This is a genomic window from Oryzihumus sp. (genome assembly GCF_054325275.1).
The window spans coordinates 1-14,268 of the sequence record NZ_JBTCWL010000083.1 but is presented as its reverse complement, the minus strand read 5'-3'; the positions used below and the strand labels follow the sequence as shown (position 1 = coordinate 14,268).

Genomic DNA, 14,268 nt, shown 5'->3' with positions numbered 1-14,268 from the left:
CGGACCGATGGGGTCGGGGCCGTCGTCGTGGGTCTGTCGAGGCGGAGGGCGTGGGATTCGAACCCACGATGCCGTTGCCGACATAGCGGTTTTCAAGACCGCCGCACTAGGCCACTATGCGAGCCCTCCTGACCTGCGGCTTCGCTGGGAAGTTCCAGCCCACCGGGCTGGCCGTCCCACGAAGATCCCGCAGGATTGGCACCGGCCCCCTCCGCAGGGGCGAAGGCGCTGGCGCCGGGGAGAAGTGTTGCACGGTCCTCGATCAGCGCGGCATCGATGCATGGCATCGACCCACTCAGTCCACCGGAAGCTGGGGCCGTCGGTCCTGTCCGGACAACGCGTCGGTCGGTCGCGCGGTCCGCGCCGTCGCCGCGATCCGCTCCAGCGCCGCAGCGTGCCGCGCGAACGCCTCCCTCCCCTGCGGCGTGAGCCGTGCGAGGGTGCGCCGGACGCCCACACCCACCTGCTTTCGCACCTCGACATATCCCTCGGCCGCGAGTGCCGACAGCTGCTTGGACAGGGCGGAGTCACTCGTGTCGATCGCGTCCCGGATGAATCCGAACTCGGTCCACCCCGCGGGCGCCAGCAGGGCGACGATCGTCAGCCGTGGGGCCGGGTGCAGGAACGCATCGAAGTCGGCGTCCATCAGTACCGTCGCTCCGCCCGGCGTCGCAGCCGTGCCTCGGCGGCCATGCGAGCACGGGGCGCCACCAGCAGGCAGGCCCCGACCACGACCGTGGCGGCGATGAGATGAGGTGTCGGCACCCCGCCCGAGGAGAGCGCCCCAGCCAGCCCCCGGAACGCCCCGAACACGGTGATCCCGCAGGCCAGCCCCACCAGCGCGGCTCCGGCTCCCAGCCCGTTGCGGACCGGCGCGCCCTGCGCGTGGCGAATCACCATCAGGGCCACCAGCAGCAGCCCCGGGACCAGCACCGCACCACCCCAGGGATTGGGCAGGTCGAAGGACGCAAAGGAGACGAACAGCAGCAGCGCCGCCGTCAGGAGGGAGGAACGGGACAGGCAGAACCGCAGTTCGGCCACACCGGACTGCTCCTGCCGTCTGCGGATGTCCTCGAGCGCGGCTTGCGCATCGGTCGGCGTCACCGCCTGCCGACCGACGAGGTTCCTGTCGTGCTTGTCGTCGGACTCCATCGACCCTCACACCCCCTGAGAAGCACTGTTACTTTCCTGTTGAGAAAGTAGCAGGTATTTTCCCGACAGGAAAGTTGATCCCATGCTGAGCCGCGTGTTGCACGGCCCCGGGTGAGCCGGTTGCATGGCGACGTGCAGGCACAGGCCCGTGAGGGCTACCGCGGGACCGGACCCGGGGACATCACGCCGGACGGCTGCGCCGTCGAGCTGTACGCCCGGCTGCCGGTCGGGGACGAGCCGGACGTCATCGCCGCCGCTGCCTCTCCTCCGGCCCGGCTGCTGGAGCTGGGGTCGGGGGCAGGCCGGATGACCCACGCGCTGCTGGAGCGCGGCTTCGAGGTCACGGCGGTCGACGAGTCCCCCGCGATGCTGGAACGCATCCACGGTGCCCGCACCGTGGCCAGCCCCATCGAGACGCTCGACCTGGCTGATCGCTTCGACGTCGTGCTGCTCGCGTCGTTCCTGGTCCATGCCGGCGACCCGCGGGTCCGGCAGTGCCTGCTGGAGACATGCCGGCGGCACGTCGCCGACGACGGCTGCGTGCTGGTGCAGCGCGAGGGCTCGGACTGGCACGACCAGGTCCCGCGCGAGACGCGGCGGGGCGACGGCGTGGTCCGGGTGCTGTCCTCCGTCGACGTCGGCGACGGGGTGCGGTCGGTGGAGGTGGAGTACGTCTTCCCCGACGCCCGGTGGACCCACACCTTCCGGTCCCGGCCGCTGAGCATCGACGCGTTCGAGCAGGCGCTGCGGGATGCGGGACTGGTCGTCGACCACTACCTCACCCCGGACCGCACCTGGGTGCAGGCCCGATCGGCCGCCCCTGAGGAGGGCGCATGAGCATCAGGGTCAGCAGCGATGGTGCCGTGACCACTGTCGTCCTCGACCGGCCCGAGGTGCGCAACGCGGTCGACGCCGAGCACGCCGCGGAGCTGACGGCCGTGTTCCAGGAGTTCGACGCCGACCCGGGTCAGTCGGTGGCGGTGCTCACCGGTGCGGGCGGGACGTTCTGCTCGGGGGCGGACCTCAAGGCCGTCGCCGGGGGCGCGCCACTGCCGGCCGCGCCGGGGGAGGGGCCGGGTGGCATGGGGCCGACCCGGCTGACCGTGTCCAAGCCGGTGGTCGCGGCCATCGAGGGGCACGCGGTGGCCGGTGGCCTGGAGCTCGCGCTGTGGTGCGACCTGCGCGTCGCCGACCCCGGCGCGGTGTTCGGCGTCTACTGCCGGCGCTGGGGAGTGCCCCTCATCGACGGCGGCACCGTGCGCCTCCCCCGGCTGATCGGGCAGAGCCACGCGCTGGACCTGATCCTGACCGGCCGCCGCGTCGACGCCCGGGAGGCCCTGCAGATGGGGCTGGTCAACCGGCTGGCGCCGGCCGGTCAGGCGCTGGCCGCGGCACAGCAGCTGGCCCGTGAGCTGGCGGCGCTTCCGCAGACCTGCCTGCGGCACGACCGGCTCTCCGCCCTGGAGCAGCACAGCCTGGACCTGGACGAGGCCATCGCCAACGAGTGGCGGCACGGCCAGTTCGCCCTCACCGAGGAGACCCTGGCGGGAGCCCGCCGGTTCGCCGGAGGCGCCGGGCGGCACGGCGCCCCCGCCGACTGACGCACCCACGCGCCGAGGGTGAGGCAGCTCAGCCCTCACCCACCCAGGCCGACAGCCGCTCCAGCGCCGGGGCCAGCCGATCGGCCGGGACCGCACTGAAGCGCAGCGAGGTCTCGGCGATCCGCGCCACCTCGACCCGCGACAGGCCCAGCCAGTCCTGCACCCGGGCGTATTCCCCCAGCACCCCCGTGCCGCAGAACAGCGGGCAGTCGCTGCCCAGCGTCACCGGCACGCCGGCCGCGAGCAGCGCCGGCAGTGGGTGCTGCTCCAGCGCGTCGACCACCCCGAGCAGGACGTTCGAGGCGGGGCACACGTCCAAGCACACCTGGCGACGGTCGAGCAGATCGATCACGGCCGGGTCCTCGACCGCCCGCACCCCGTGGTTGACCCGCCGGGCGCCGAGCCGCTCCACGCAGGCCCGCACGCTCTGGGCGCCGGCACCTTCGCCGGCATGCGGCAGCGCCGGCAGCCCCGCCGCCCGGCCCCGGGCGAAGACGTCCTCGAACGCCTCGGCGGGGTGGTTCGCCTCGTCCCCGGCCAGCCCGAGGCCCACGACCCCGTCATCGGCGTGGAGCAGGGCCAGCCGCAGCGACCGCTCGGCCGCGTCCACCGGCAGGCCACGGTTCACCCCGACGATGACACCCGCCGCGGACTCAGCCGAGGACCCGGCGCGCAGCCCGTCCAGAACCGCCTCCAGCACGGCCTCCCCCGGACCCAGCCGGCCGGCATACGTCGGGGGGATCAGGTGCACCTCGGTCCAGACGACGCCCTGGGCGGCGGCGTCCTCGACGAGCTCGCGGGCGACCCGGTGCAGGTCCTCCAGGCTGCCGATGAGGTCGCGCGCGCGTTCGTAGGCGACCACGAAGTCCCCGAGCCCGGCGAACGGCCCGGTCGGCGGAGCCGGCACGCCATGACGCGCCGCCAGCTCCGCCGCAGTGTCCGCCCGGATCGCCCCCTCGAGGTGCAGGTGCAGCTCGGCCTTGGGGAGGGCGAGGAGGTCGGTCACTCGAAGCCCAGGTAGACCGTCTTGCTCCAGGTGTAGAACTCCGTCGCCGTCGGCCCCTGCTCGCGGAAGGTGTTGGACGAGGAGTCCTTCACCCCGCCGAACGGCACGTTGAGGTCGAGCCCGCTCGTGGGCCGGTTGACCTTCACCACGCCGACCGCCGCGTGCTCGGCGAAGTGGTGCGCGGCGGCGAGGCTGCCGGTGCAGATGCCGGCGGTGAGGCCGTAGTCGGAGTCGTTGACCCGGGCCAGGCCCTCGTCGTAGTCGGCGACCTCGATGACCGCGACCACCGGACCGAAGACCTCCTTGCGCACGACGTCCGCGTCGTGGGCGACGCCGGTCAGCACCGTCGGGGCGAACAGCTGTCCCTCGGGCTCGGCCCCACCGGCCACCACGGTCGCGCCCTGCTGGCGGGCCCGCTCCACGGCGGCCACGTCCGTCGCCAGCTGGGCCACGCTGACCACCGGGCCCATGGTCGTGGCCGGGTCGAGGCCGTCGCCGGGGACGAACCCCTCGGCCTCCTTGGCCACGGCCGCCACGAACGCCTCGTGTATGCCGGGGGTGCAGTAGACGCGTGACGTCGCCGTGCACGCCTGGCCGGTCAGGCCGAACGCGCCGGCCGCCACGACCCGCGCCGCCGCGACGGGGTCGGCGTCGTCGAGGACGAGGTAGGCGTTCTTGCCGCCCATCTCCAGCTGCACCCGGGCCCGGCGGGCGTGGAGCAGCTCGTGCAGACCGAGACCGACCGCGGTCGACCCGGTGAAGGACAGCGCGCCCACGCGCGGGTCGCGGGCCAAGGCGTCCCCCACCACCGAGCCCTTGCCGTGGACCACGTTGAGCACGCCGCCGGGCAGGCCGGCGTCGGTCAGCGCGGTGGCCAGGTGGCTGGCCGAGACGGGGGTCAGCTCGGCGGGCTTGAGCACGACGGCATTGCCGCTGATGAGCGCGGGCGCCATCTTCCACGCCGGGATCGCGATCGGGAAGTTCCACGGGGTGATGAGGGCGGCCACGCCGATCGGCTCCGCGCGCGTGAACACGGTGGTGCCGGGCACGGCGCTGGGCAGCACGTCGCCACCGTGCCGCCAGCCCTGGGAGCCGAAGTAGCGCAGCACGTCGATGGCCCGGCGGACCTCGCCCATGCCCTCGGCCAGCGTCTTGCCCTCCTCCCGGACCAGGTCGCGGGCGACGTCCGCCTGCCGGCTGCGGAGCAGGTCGGCCGCGTCGAGCAGGATGGCCCCGCGGGTCGGCGCGGGGGTGGCCGCCCATGCCCGCTGCGCCTGGCCGGCCGCGACCAGCGCGGCGTCGACCGCGTCGGTCCCGCTCGACGGCGCGACGCTGACGAGCTCCTCCGGGCGGGCGGGGTTGCGGCGCTCGGCCTGCGGGTCGCCGACCCACTGCCCGTCGATGAGGTTGTGCACGGTGGTGGTCATGGTGTGCTCCGTCCTGCCCGGGCGCGCCGGGCGTCGGTCAACGGTCAGTTGGTCAGAGGGTGCGGACGAGGCCGCCGTCGCAGCGCAGCGCGGTGCCGGTGACGTAGGAGGCCAGGTCGCTGCACAGGAAGGCGCCGACCGCGCCGAACTCGTCGGGCCGCCCGTACCGGCCGGCCGGGATCGCCGCCCTGGAATGCTCCTCGACCTCCTCCACGGTGCGGCCGGAGCGCTGCGCTGCTGCCGCGTCGAGGGAGGCCACCCGGTCGGTGGCGATCCGCCCCGGCAGCAGCAGGTTGACCGTCACCCCGTCGGCGGCGGTCTCGGCGGCCAGGGTCTTGAGGTAGCCCGCGAGCGCCGCACGCCCGAGGTTGGACAGGGCCAGGTTGGGCAGCGGGGAGGTAATCCCGCTGGAGCCGATGGCCAGGACCCGGCCCCAGCGCCGCTCGCGCATCCCGGGCAGCGCAAGCTGCACGAGCCGCTGGTGCGGGCGCACCAGCGTGTCGACCGCCTGCGCCACGTCCTCGCCGCTCACCTCGGCCGCGGTGCCCGGCCGTGGACCGGGGCCATTGAGCACGAGGACGTCCACGGCACCGAAGGCGGCGACGGCCGCGGCATACAGCTGGTCGGGCCCGTCCGGGGCGAGCAGGTCCACCTCGACTCCGACCGCGCTGGGCAGCCCGGCGGCGATCTGCGCCGCACGCTGCCCCCGGCGGCCGGAGATGACGACGTTGGCGCCCTCGGCGGCCAGCGCCCGGGCAACGGCCTCCCCGAGACCGCCGGTCGAGGCGCCGACGACGGCGGTGCGGCCGGACAGACCCAGGTGCATCAGCGCACCCCCACCGGCTGCGGCACGGCGGCCAGGTGCCGCTTGAGCTGGTCGAGCAGGGACGCCGGCATCGAGGCGGCCGGGGCGCGCACCCCCGACTCGAGGATCAGCCCGCGCTGGCGCAGGCACTCCTTGCGCACCGCGAGCGCGATCCGCACCTGCTGCTCGAAGTTCACCAGCGGCAGGTAACCCAGCCACTCCTCGCGCGCCGTCTCGTAGCCGCCCTCGCGCCACGCGCGGACGCAGGCGAGCAGCCCCTCGGGGAAGGAGAACCCGGTCATCGCCCCGGCCGAGCCGGCGGCCAGCTCGTCGAGCAGGCCCTGCCCGCCGAGGCCGCCGAAGACCGGTACGCCGAGTGCCTGGGTCAGCGTCGCGACCGCCGGCGGGGTCGGTGGCGCCTCCGCCTTCACGGCCACGACGAACGGCAGCGGCTCCAGCGTCCGGGCCAGGACGTCGGCCCGGACGCTGACACCGCTGACCAGCGGGTAGTCCTGCACGACGATCCCGGCGCCGGTGGCCTCGTGGACAGCGCGCAGGTGCGCCGAGAGGACCTCGGGGTCAGGCGAGCTGACCTGCACCATGGCGCCGGCGAGGCGGTCGCCGAGCACCTCCTGGGCGAGGCGGACCTCCTCGATGACGGGCGCGGTGGCCAGCGACGTGGCGCCGACGACCAGGGGCAGGTCCACGGTGTCGGCGACGGTCTCCAGGACCGCGCGCCGCTCCTGCGTGTCGAGGGACGCGGCCTCGCCGAAGACGCCGAGGACGGTCAGGCCGGTGACGCCGGCGCGCTCGTAGCGCTCGACCAGGCGGGCCAGGCTGGTCTCGTCGACGGCCAGCGTGGAGCCGGAGAACGGCGTGGCGACCACGCCCCAGACGCCGGGCTCCAGGGGTGCGGGGTGCATCGGAAGTCCTTTCGCGGGAAGGGTTCTGCGGTGGTCAGCGGCCGGGCCAGACCGGTGGCCGCTTCTCCTGGAAGGCGCGCACACCCTCGGCGCTGTCCTCGCTGTCGAGCGCTGCCATCAGCGCGGGCAGCTGCACGGCGCGGGCCTCCTGCGCGGTGAGGTGGCCGGTGCGCTGCACCATCTGCTTGACCGCGCGCACCGACGTGGGGGCGCACGCGAGGATGTGGGCCACCCAGCGGTCGACCGCGGCGTCGAGCTCCCCGGCGGGGGCGACCTCGTTGACCAGCCCCATGCGGTGCAGCTCGGCGGCCGGGGCACGGCGGCCGGTCAGCAGCAGGCCCATCGCCTGGGTGTGCGGGACCCGCCGGACGAGCTGGGTGATCCCGCCGTCCAGGGCCAGGCGCCCGACCCTCGGCTCGGTGAGCCCGAACTGGGCGCGTTCGTCGGCCACGACGATGTCGCAGCCGAGCACCATCTCCATGCCGCCACCGAGGGCATAGCCGTTGACGCGGGCGATGACCGGCACGTCCAGGGTGGTGCGCAGGCTCAGCCCGCCGAAGCCATTGGGGTCGAGCCCGGCCCAGTACTGCAGGCCCGTCTTGTCCACCGCGGCGGCGGACATGTCGGCGCCGACGCAGAACGCACGCTCCCCGGCGCCGGTGATGACCACCACGCGCACCTGCGGGTCGGCCTCGATGGCGGCCCAGACCTCGTTGAGGCGGGCGTGGGTGCGCGCATCGACGGCGTTCATCACTGCCGGGCGGTCGATGGTGACTCGGGCGACGCCCTTGTCGAGCTCGACCCTGACCTCGTCGACGACCCCGCTCACCGCAACACCCCCGCCTCGACGAGGGCGGCGATCGCCTCGTCGTCGTACCCGTGCTCCCGCAGCACCTCGGCGTTGTGCTCACCGAGGCGTGGCGGCACGTGGCGCACGCCGAAGGGGGTGGAGGACAGCCGGATCGGCGCGGCCAGGGTGCGGACCGCGCCGGCCGCCGGGTGCTGCATCTCCAGCACCATCTGGTTAACGAGCGTCTGCTCGTCCTCGAGCGCGTCGACCAGGGTGCGCACCGGCGCGCAGAGGATGTCCTGGTCCTCCAGCGCCTTGACCCAGTAGTCCGTGGTGTTGGTCCGGAACCGCTCCCGGAAGATCGCCTGCACCTGCGGCCGGCGCTGGAACAGCTCCTCCTGGGTGGCGAACTCGGGTCGCTGCGAGAGGTCCTCGTCCAGCTCGAGCGCCCGGGAGATGTCGCGCAGCGGGTTCTCCTTGAACGCCCCGACCATGCACACCGCGCCGTCGGTGGTCTCGAACACCCCCGACAGCGGCATCGAGGCCCAGTTGATCTCGTAGCCGCGGTTGAGCTGCATCGTGGCTTCCTGCATCTGCATGTGCAGCATCGAGTCGTACATCGTCACGTCGACCCGCTGGCCCTCGCCGGTGGTGTTGCGCGAGATGAGCGCCAGCAGGATGCCCTGCAGCAGGTGCATGCCGGTGGTGTAGTCGGCCAGCGTGGTCGGGTAGACCGACAGCGGCAGGTCCTCGGACTCGCGGCGCCACATCACCCCCGAGTACGCCTGGGCGATGACGTCCTGACCGCCCTTGTGGCTGTAGGGCCCCTCCTCACCGAAGCCGGTGCCGGAGGCCCAGATGATCCGCGGGTTGACCTCGCGCAGCGCCTCGTAGCCGAAGCCGAGCCGCTCCATGACCCCGGAGCGGAAGTTGCTCACCACGACGTCGGCGTCGCGCACCAGGCGCAGGATCACCTCCTTGCCCTCGGGGGTGCGCGTGTCCACCGAGACGCTGCGCTTGTTGCGGTTGATGGACAGGAAGATCGGGTTGTCCAGGCCGTCCCGGTCGGGGATCGAGCTGCGGGACAGGTCGCCGACGCCGGGGCGCTCGACCTTGATGACGTCGGCGCCGTAGTCGCCGAGCAGCTGGGTGCAGCTCGGCCCCATGTAGACCTGGGTGAAGTCGATGACCGTGACTCCGGCAAGGGGCAGGGCGGTGGCGCTCATGCCACGACCTCCGAGGGCTCGTCGAGGGTTGCGTTCGGTGCGGGGGTGTCACCGGGGTCAGCTCCCTGGTCGCGCATGCGGCGCTGGATCTGGCGCGGGTCGACCTCGCGCACCGTGACCCCAGCATCCACCGCGAGCCCGGCGGCCACGCCCGCGGCCTGCCCCATCGCCATGCAGGGCGGGATCTCCCGCGACATCCGCTGGGCGTCGGGGGTGGCCGAGTAGTGCCGGCCGGCGACGAGCAGCTGGTCGACCTGCCGCGGCAGCAGCGCGCGGTACGGGGTGTAGTAGTCGCGGCCGCGGGCGACGGTGTCGGCGAAGTGGCGCCGGGTGGTGATGTCGTCCTTGGTGACGACGTACTCGCCCTGCAGCAGCCGCGTCTGGCGGACGCCCATCTGCTCGGCCACGTCGACGAGGTAGCAGCGCTCGAAGCCGGGCAGGTGCGCTCGCACGTAGTCCACGGCCTCGCTGATCCGGGCCCGCGCGTCGAACTCGGCCTCGGTCAGCGACTCGGGGTCGGTGCCGTCGTAGCCGGTCAGGTGCGGGCAGTTGCACCACACCACGCCCGGCACCGGGGTCTTGAGCCACCACAGCTCCCACGCACCGCCGAGCATCCGCTTGATCTTGCGGTTGATCGCCCGGGCCTCGCGCGGGTTCTGCTGCTCGAACTCCTCGGCCGCGTCGGTGTCGACCCCGCCGAGGCGGAACACCAGCGTGGTCAGGTAGGTGTCCTGGGCGAAGTCCGCGCCGGCCCGGGAGGCCACGTCGATGTCGCCGGTGGTGTCGATGACGACGTCGCCGAGCACCGCCTGAGGGCCCTGCTTGGTCTCGCAGACCACGCCCTTGAGCACGCCGTCGTCGACGACCGGCCGGGAGAACCACGAGTGCAGCCGCAGGTTGACCCCGGCCTCGCGGACCAGGTCGTTGGAGACCCGCTTCCAGCCGTCGGGGTCGAACGCCACGGCGTAGCAGATCGGCTTGGGGTTGGTGTGCGAGTGGAAGTCGAAGGCACCCCAGCGGCCCCACTTGTTCCACATCTGCGTGGAGGAGTAGCGCTCCTGCTCCGGCGGGAACACGGCCAGGCCGAGCTTGGCCATCCGCTCGACGTACTCGGACACGATCCCCGTCACGGTGATCTCGCTGCCGTTGACCATGTCGTCCAGCACCAGCACCATGCCGCCGGAGGCGAGGCCCCCGAGCGCGGCATACCGCTCCAGCAGCGTGACGCTCGCCCCGGTGCGGGCGGCGGCCACCGCGGCGCTGACGCCGGCGGGACCACCGCCCACCACCACGACGTCGGAGCGGCGGACGACCGGGGCGGTCAGGTCCTGGGTCGAGACCATCAGGTCGGAGAACTGCATCAGGGGAACCTCATTCACCGGCGAAGGTGCCGCTGGTCCGCTTGGCGGCCAGGTACAGCACGATGCTGACAAGGGACAGGGCGGCCGTGTAGGCGGGGAACACCCAGGCCAGGTGCTGCTGCTGCAGCCAGACGAGCAGGTATGACGCGGTGCCGCCGAAGAGGGCGACGGCCACGCCGTAGCCGAGCGCCACACCGGTGGCGCGGCAGTGCTTCGGCATCAGCGAGGTGGCCACGACGTTGTAGAGCGTCATGTTCAGCACCAGGACGACCGAGCCGCCGAGGATGACCGCGGCGAAGCCGGCCAGGCCGGGCTTGGTGTAGAGGAGCATGAGGAAGACCGCGGGCACGGACAGCAGCCGGGTCACGAGGAACGTGCGCGAGAGGGTGTGCCGGTCGGCGAGGGCGCCGGTGACCAGCGAGCCGACGATGAGCACCACGCCGAGCAGGGTGGTGATGGCGAAGACGCCGGTGGGGTCCTCCCCGAAGCTGCTGCGGGCCAGGTTGGGCAGGCCGATGTTCCACGCGTAGTTGTAGGCCTGGGTGGCGCCGACGACGAAGATGGTCGCGAGCAGGGCCAGCCAGTGCTTGCCGACGCCGCGCCAGACGGTGCCGGTGGTGGCCTCCTCACGCTCCTCCTCGTGCAGGCTCTCCGGCAGCGAGCGGCGCAGGTAGAAGACGGTGACGCCCATCAGCGCGCCGACGACGAACGGCACCCGCCAGGCCCAGTCGCCCATGGCGTCCTTGCCGAAGCCCAGCGTGGTGAGGAAGCTGACCAGCGAGGCGAGGGTGATGCCGATGTAGACGAAGAAGCTGATGTATCCGGCGGCCCGGCCCTCCCGCCCCTTGGGCGAGATCTCCACCGCGTAGGAGGTCGACAGCGGCGCCTCGATGCCGGTGGAGACGCCCTGGAGGATGCGGCTGACCAGCAGGATCACGCCGGCCCACGGGCCGATCTGGGCGTAGGTCGGGCAGGCCGCGATGACCAGGGTGGTGAGCGCCATGAGGGCGACCGAGACGAGCATGACCTGGCGGCGGCCGATGCGGTCGGCGACGGTGCCGAGCAGCACGCCGCCGAGGGGTCTGACCGCGAAGCCGACCGCGAACACCGCCAGGGCGCTCAGCGTCGCCGAGACCGGGTCGCTGTCGGGGAAGAAGTGTGGTCCGAGGGAGGCCGAGAGCAGGCCGAAGAGCATCCAGTCGTACCACTCGAGGGTGTTGCCCAGCCCGAGGCCGAGCATCGCCTTGCGGGGCGTGGTGGGGGTGGCCTCGGTCGTGCCGAGGGCGGGTGACGCAACAGTCGCGGTCATGATGCCGCCTTTCCGTCTGGGCCCGTTTCCGGGTAGGGGAAGGTGACGTCGTGGCGTCCTCCGGGTATGCCGGCCCGGTTCCGGGCAGGGGGCATCGACGGATGGCGTCGCGGCGCGGGGGTGCTGTTGGTGGTGTGGCGGTGCGGCCGGCGTCAGGCGCCGGGCGTCACCAGGTGGGTGGGGTGATCACCCAGATGGCGGTGCAGGGTTCCTCGCCGGGGTTGACGTACCAGTGGGGAACCGTTGAGGCGTAACGGATGGAGTCGCCTGGGCCGAGCTCGTGCCGCACACCGTCGAGGTAGACGTCCTTGCGCCCGGTCAGGATGGTCCCGAACTCCTCACCGTTGTGGCGGTAGGGCGTGGCGCTCGTGTCGTAACCGGGCGGGGTCTCCACCCAGGTCACCTCGAGGGCGCCGTTGAGGTCGGGGGTCATGAGCTCGAAGTGGCCGCCGTCGTCGGTGCTCACCCCGTGCCCGTCGAGCCGCCGGCGCTCGTCCTTGCGGACGACCGGCGACCGGAGCTGGTCCTGCACGTTGAACAGCCGCCCGACGGGGATGTCGAGGCCGTGCGCCAGCTGGACCAGCGTGGCGAACGAGGGGTTGGCCAGCCCCCGCTCGAGCTGGCTGACGATGCCGGTGCTCAGTCCGGCCGCCTCGCTGAGCTGGCCAAGGGTCAGTCCCCGGGCCTTGCGCAGGGCCCGGATCTGGAGGCCGACGGCGTCGAGCATCGAGGCAACCGGGACGGCCGTCGCGGGGTCCATCGCGCTGTCCGACATCGTCACTCCCTCTCCTGGGCTGTGACGTTCAGCATAATGAAGGTCTTCACCCAGTCAAGGGTTTGAGTTCAGGATTCTGAAAACCTGCACGATAGTGAAGGCGCCGTCACCTGCCGGACACACGCCGGCCCGAACTAGTCCCATCGGACGAACCGTGGGCCATGTTCGACATGTGCTGGCGTGGCGAGCGAGACACGCGACTACGTTTCGGGTTCGCGTGATGGCACCGCTTGTCGCGCGTCGGGACCAAGGGGGCGACATGTCGGACACGTTGACGGTCACGTCGCGCTTCTGCACCGTCTGCGGCGCAGAGCTTCACGAGGGCCTGTGCCCACGGTGCACCGCGCTCCCCGCTGATCAGCCCGCAACCCTGTCGCGGGGCAGGGCCATCCTTGCCCTCTCGGTAGCCACGTTACTGATCGCGTGTGTGGCCCTGGCGGCAGCAGTGATCCAGGGACGTCAGGCCGAGCAGAGCGCGGCAACCCTCGCCGCGCGGGTGCGCGCCGAGGCGGCGAGCCGGACTCAGCTGCGGGACCAGCTGTCCGCCGAGCAAGCCGCGGTACTCAAGCTGACGAGTCAGCTCGGAAGTCTTCGCGCCACGGTCGAGAGCAACAAGCAGAAGGAACCTGCGGCCGTCGCGTCCCGCGTGAGTGCGTCGGTCTTCACGATCGAAGTCTCCGGAGGACTGGGGTCCGGCTTCGTGGTCCAGTCGGGTGCCGGCCGCTCCCTACTCGTCACCAACTTCCATGTGGTCTCCGACGACTGGGTGAACGGCCGCAAGGCCGTCAAGGTCCACCAGAAGGGGCGCACCTGGGACGGGACCGTCGTCCGGGTGTCGGCAGGCAGCGACCTCGCCCTCGTCCAGGTAGGTGCAACGTTCCCGAGCCTCAAGGTCAGCAAGCAGACTCCGGCGGTCGGAGACGCAGTCATGGCCTTCGGCTCCCCGCTCGGCCTGGACGGAACTGTCTCCAGCGGGATCGTCTCCGCCCTGCGCAAACAGGACGGCCGCGACTACATCCAGTTCTCCGCCGCCATCAGCCCCGGGAACAGCGGCGGCCCCGTCGTGGACAGCGCTGGCGACGTCGTGGGTGTGTCGGTCATGAAGATGGTCGGCGACAGCGCCGAGAACCTCGCCTTTGCGATCCCGTCCATTGTCGTCTGCAGCCGGCTCGCCGTCTGCTGAGCGAACCGAAACAGGCTGGGAGGAACCATGAGCGTCACCTACGACGGCGTCGAGGGAGGCTCCTCGACACAGCGATCGGGCTGCCCTGCGTGCGGCGCAGCCGCACCTCCGAACGGCCAGTTCTGCGGCGGATGCGGCCACCGACTCGAGAGTGCTGGTCATGACCAGCAGGTGGCAATGCCCTCTTCGGCGCTCATCCCGCAGGTAGAGGCGCGAGCCAGCCGTTCAAGTCGCAAGTGGTTGGCAACGGCCGCCAGTCTCGTCGCCCTTGGGGCCGCCACCTGGGGCGTTCTCGACGACCTTCACCTCCGCTCAGGCCTGGAGAGCAAGCGTCGCGCCCTCACTGCCACACAGCACTTCTTGTCCGACACCCAGGCGAAGCTGACCGACACCACGGCACAGCTTGGGGAGACGAAGCAGAAGCTGGCAAGCACCCAGAGCAACCTCGCCTCGAAGACGAAGGCTCTTGCCGCGAGCCAGGCGGCCCTCCAGGGAGCCCAGCGGAGCCTGACTGATGCGAACGGTCGGATCGACGTGCAGTCCGGGCAGATCGTGACGTTGAAGACCTGCCTCGGTGGTGTCAGCACGGCCCTGCACGACCTGGCCTACGACGACTACTCGGGCGTGATCTCTGCCCTCGACGCGGTCCAGGTCAGCTGCCAGGCCGCCAACAAGATCGTCGGATAGTCCGACCCACGCCGAGGTCGGCG

Annotated in this window: 15 protein-coding genes and 1 tRNA gene; 4 read left to right on the top strand and 12 right to left on the bottom strand. The window is 72.1% G+C overall.

The window, feature by feature from the left end:
- Window positions 1–42: 42 nt before the first annotated feature.
- From ACXVGS_RS16890 to ACXVGS_RS16880, 3 genes are all read right to left on the bottom strand, one after another.
- A tRNA-Ser gene (locus ACXVGS_RS16890) sits at window positions 43–129 on the bottom strand.
- A gap of 166 nt (window positions 130–295) precedes the next feature.
- A complete protein-coding gene (locus tag ACXVGS_RS16885; protein WP_458537219.1) occupies window positions 296–646 on the bottom strand; it encodes a transcriptional regulator in 351 nt (116 codons plus the stop codon).
- Complete coding sequence (locus ACXVGS_RS16880) at window positions 646–1,152, bottom strand: hypothetical protein (RefSeq protein ID WP_458530814.1); 507 nt, start codon at window positions 1,150–1,152, stop codon at window positions 646–648. Before ACXVGS_RS16880 ends, ACXVGS_RS16885 begins: the two co-directional genes overlap by 1 nt.
- Before the next feature lie 132 nt (window positions 1,153–1,284).
- On the opposite strand from ACXVGS_RS16880, the gene ACXVGS_RS16875 reads away from it, so the two are divergent.
- Both ACXVGS_RS16875 and ACXVGS_RS16870 read left to right on the top strand, forming a co-directional pair.
- Window positions 1,285–1,989: a class I SAM-dependent methyltransferase gene (locus ACXVGS_RS16875; protein WP_458537218.1), complete on the top strand. Its 705-nt coding sequence runs from the start codon at window positions 1,285–1,287 to the stop codon at window positions 1,987–1,989.
- Window positions 1,986–2,753, top strand: a complete 768-nt coding sequence (locus tag ACXVGS_RS16870) for a crotonase/enoyl-CoA hydratase family protein (protein WP_458531526.1) — start codon at window positions 1,986–1,988, stop codon at window positions 2,751–2,753. Before ACXVGS_RS16875 ends, ACXVGS_RS16870 begins: the two co-directional genes overlap by 4 nt.
- Window positions 2,754–2,781: 28 nt before the next feature.
- On the opposite strand, the gene add is transcribed toward ACXVGS_RS16870, so the two are convergent.
- The 9 genes from add to ACXVGS_RS16825 form a co-directional block, all read right to left on the bottom strand.
- Entirely contained in the window at window positions 2,782–3,759 is a 978-nt protein-coding gene (gene add / locus ACXVGS_RS16865; protein WP_458530817.1) for an adenosine deaminase, read from the bottom strand.
- Window positions 3,756–5,186 (bottom strand): aldehyde dehydrogenase family protein, encoded by a 1,431-nt coding sequence (locus ACXVGS_RS16860; protein WP_458537217.1) that lies wholly within the window; start codon window positions 5,184–5,186, stop codon window positions 3,756–3,758. The genes add and ACXVGS_RS16860 overlap by 4 nt, the downstream gene beginning before the upstream one ends.
- Before the next feature lie 52 nt (window positions 5,187–5,238).
- Window positions 5,239–6,012 (bottom strand): SDR family oxidoreductase, encoded by a 774-nt coding sequence (locus tag ACXVGS_RS16855; protein WP_458537216.1) that lies wholly within the window; start codon window positions 6,010–6,012, stop codon window positions 5,239–5,241.
- Window positions 6,012–6,914, bottom strand: coding sequence for a dihydrodipicolinate synthase family protein (locus ACXVGS_RS16850; RefSeq protein WP_458537215.1), 903 nt, complete (start codon window positions 6,912–6,914; stop codon window positions 6,012–6,014). The genes ACXVGS_RS16855 and ACXVGS_RS16850 overlap by 1 nt, the downstream gene beginning before the upstream one ends.
- A gap of 34 nt (window positions 6,915–6,948) precedes the next feature.
- Window positions 6,949–7,743 (bottom strand): enoyl-CoA hydratase-related protein, encoded by a 795-nt coding sequence (locus tag ACXVGS_RS16845; RefSeq protein ID WP_458531522.1) that lies wholly within the window; start codon window positions 7,741–7,743, stop codon window positions 6,949–6,951.
- Complete coding sequence (locus ACXVGS_RS16840) at window positions 7,740–8,930, bottom strand: CaiB/BaiF CoA transferase family protein (protein ID WP_458533845.1); 1,191 nt, start codon at window positions 8,928–8,930, stop codon at window positions 7,740–7,742. The genes ACXVGS_RS16845 and ACXVGS_RS16840 overlap by 4 nt, the downstream gene beginning before the upstream one ends.
- The gene (locus ACXVGS_RS16835) at window positions 8,927–10,291 is read right to left on the bottom strand and encodes an FAD-dependent oxidoreductase (protein ID WP_458531521.1); all 1,365 of its coding nucleotides are present in this window, start codon (window positions 10,289–10,291) and stop codon (window positions 8,927–8,929) included. Before ACXVGS_RS16835 ends, ACXVGS_RS16840 begins: the two co-directional genes overlap by 4 nt.
- A 10-nt stretch (window positions 10,292–10,301) precedes the next feature.
- On the bottom strand, window positions 10,302–11,600 hold the full coding sequence (locus ACXVGS_RS16830) for an MFS transporter (RefSeq protein WP_458530824.1): 1,299 nt from the start codon (window positions 11,598–11,600) through the stop codon (window positions 10,302–10,304).
- A 166-nt stretch (window positions 11,601–11,766) separates the two neighbouring features.
- Window positions 11,767–12,375, bottom strand: coding sequence for a helix-turn-helix domain-containing protein (locus ACXVGS_RS16825; RefSeq protein WP_458537214.1), 609 nt, complete (start codon window positions 12,373–12,375; stop codon window positions 11,767–11,769).
- Between the two features lie 259 nt (window positions 12,376–12,634).
- Here ACXVGS_RS16825 and ACXVGS_RS16820 point away from each other — a divergent pair, with 259 nt between their 5' ends.
- Window positions 12,635–13,558 carry a trypsin-like peptidase domain-containing protein gene (locus ACXVGS_RS16820; RefSeq protein ID WP_458535106.1) on the top strand — a complete coding sequence of 308 codons (924 nt, stop codon included), beginning with the start codon at window positions 12,635–12,637 and terminating at the stop codon, window positions 13,556–13,558.
- Window positions 13,559–13,585: 27 nt separating this feature from the next.
- Window positions 13,586–14,245, top strand: coding sequence for a hypothetical protein (locus ACXVGS_RS16815; RefSeq protein WP_458535107.1), 660 nt, complete (start codon window positions 13,586–13,588; stop codon window positions 14,243–14,245).
- Window positions 14,246–14,268 lie beyond the last annotated feature (23 nt).